3 protein-coding genes are annotated in these 1,865 nt (G+C 61.4%); all 3 read right to left on the bottom strand.

Going from position 1 to position 1,865, the window contains the following annotated elements; translation table 11 throughout:
- Nucleotides 1-529 (bottom strand): hypothetical protein (locus GY725_24690; GenBank protein ID MCP4007392.1); only part of this gene is annotated, 529 nt, incomplete at its 3' end.
- A 27-nt stretch (nucleotides 530-556) separates the two neighbouring features.
- Entirely contained in the window at nucleotides 557-790 is a 234-nt protein-coding gene (locus GY725_24685) for a KH domain-containing protein (protein MCP4007391.1), read from the bottom strand.
- A 363-nt stretch (nucleotides 791-1,153) separates the two neighbouring features.
- Nucleotides 1,154-1,865, bottom strand: a 712-nt coding sequence (locus GY725_24680) for a fructose-bisphosphatase class II family protein (protein ID MCP4007390.1), incomplete at its 5' end; no start/stop codon positions are given.

Raw genomic sequence — 1,865 nt, 5'->3', positions numbered from 1 at the left:
TCTTGGCCGCCAGTAGACGCGCCTCACCAAACGCCCGGGCGTGGCGGGAGTCCTTGCACGGGATCCAACCGTCGACCACAAAACGGCAGAGCTGCCCTCCCCGAGCAACGCATTCGACGTGCTCGACCGACACGGGTTCGCTCGCTGCGCAGGTCTGGAGGAGCGCAGTGATCGCGCCCTGGCGAAAGGCGCATTCGCGGGCGTCGCATGGATGGTCGTGGAGGTTGGTCCACTGGATCTCGCTGTGGCCCTGACGATCCACGATGTTCACTGTCGAGTAGCGATCCAGTAGCAGGGCCCAGTCCGAGAACTCGTCTAGCAAGACACTGGGATCCTGCGCGAGAGCAGCGTTCGCCTCGAGCCAGGGTTCAGAAACGGACCAGACGGCTTCGCCCGCCGAATACGCATCCTCGGCTTCTGCGAGCGCGTTCAAGAACTCGCTTCGCGGGACCCACAGGGGGCACTGCGCGATTTCTTCGACACCTTCGCCCGTTGGAGCGCGGAACGCGCGAAGCACGCGTTCGCTCACGGTCGCGGCAGGATTCCCACTCAGAGGTCAGACCTCGATGATCTCCAGGATGTATCGCTTGTTCTCTTTACCGCTTGCAGCGGCCAGAATGGTGCGAATCGCTGAAGCGTGGGCGCCACCCTTTCCGATTACCTTGCCCAGGTCCTCTTTGGCGACGTTGAGCTCAATCACGTGTGCGTGATTGCCTTTGACCTCAGTAATCTCCACCGCTTCCGGTTGATCCACCAGCGCCTTGACGATCAGCTCTACCAACTCTTTCATTCCCAACTCCCAACGCCATCGCCCCTGCGCCCGCTTCACCGATCAACTCAAGACATGGCCAACCTGTGACGCGAATACCGAGTGTGCAAAGGACAAGGTTAATCTTTGCCGCTATGGCACTTTTCAGTCTGGCACCAAGCGCCTCGCAGGTCAACTGCCCTATCGTACACTGGATAGCCCCTCTACCGGAACAACTATCCGACGTTCTTGAAGGTTTTCACAAGATAGTTGAAGGCACGAGTGCCGACTCGGAAATCCAACTGGGGCCAACACTCCCCGGCTGGGGGCTCCAGAAGGCCCGCGTCTTCCAGTGTGCATGGAATCCCGCGGGCATTCCGCCGCTTCCCTGCGTGAATCGCTGACCTACCGGGGTTTGAAGCGGAAGTTGTGTTCGGCCTCGATCCAGCGCGTGGTCATGGTCTGACTGCGCATGACGACCGAGTGCGTCAGGGCTCCTTCAGGCCGAAAGCGCACCCCCTTCAAAAAGTCACCTTCGGTCACTCCCGTACCGGCGAACATGACCGCGCCGGAGGCCAGATCGTCGATCGTGAGCTTGGCGTTCACGTCCGTGACCCCCATGGCTTTGGCGCGCTCGACCTCATTCGCATTGCGCGGCGTGAGCCTCGCCTGGATATCCCCACCCTGACAACGCAATGCGGCAGCGGCGATCACGCCCTCGGGTGCGCCTCCGATACCGATCAGGATGTCGACGTTGTGCGAGCGACTGCAGGTCGCGATCGCAGCCGACACGTCGCCGTCCTTGATCAGCTTGATGCGCGTACCGACGCGACGCACCTCCTCGATCAGTCGCTCGTGGCGCGGCCGATCGAGAATCACGCAGGTCAGGTCTTCTACCGGTACACCCTTCACCTCCGCGAGAGCCTTGAGGTTCTCGGTTGGAGACTTATCGATGTCGATCGCGCCGCGCCCGACGGGCCCTACGGCGATCTTGTCCATATACGTGTCGGGGGCATGCAGGAAGCCGCCTTCATCGGCGGCGGCAATTACCGAGAGCGCATTCGGTCCACCGGTCGCACAAATGGTCGTGCCTTCAAGTGGATCGAGGGCAATTTCC

The organism is bacterium (genome assembly GCA_024226335.1).
Taxonomy (GTDB): Bacteria; Myxococcota_A; UBA9160; order SZUA-336; family SZUA-336; genus JAAELY01.
Note: the sequence above shows the minus strand (reverse complement) of the source record. Positions and strands in the feature narration are given on the sequence as shown.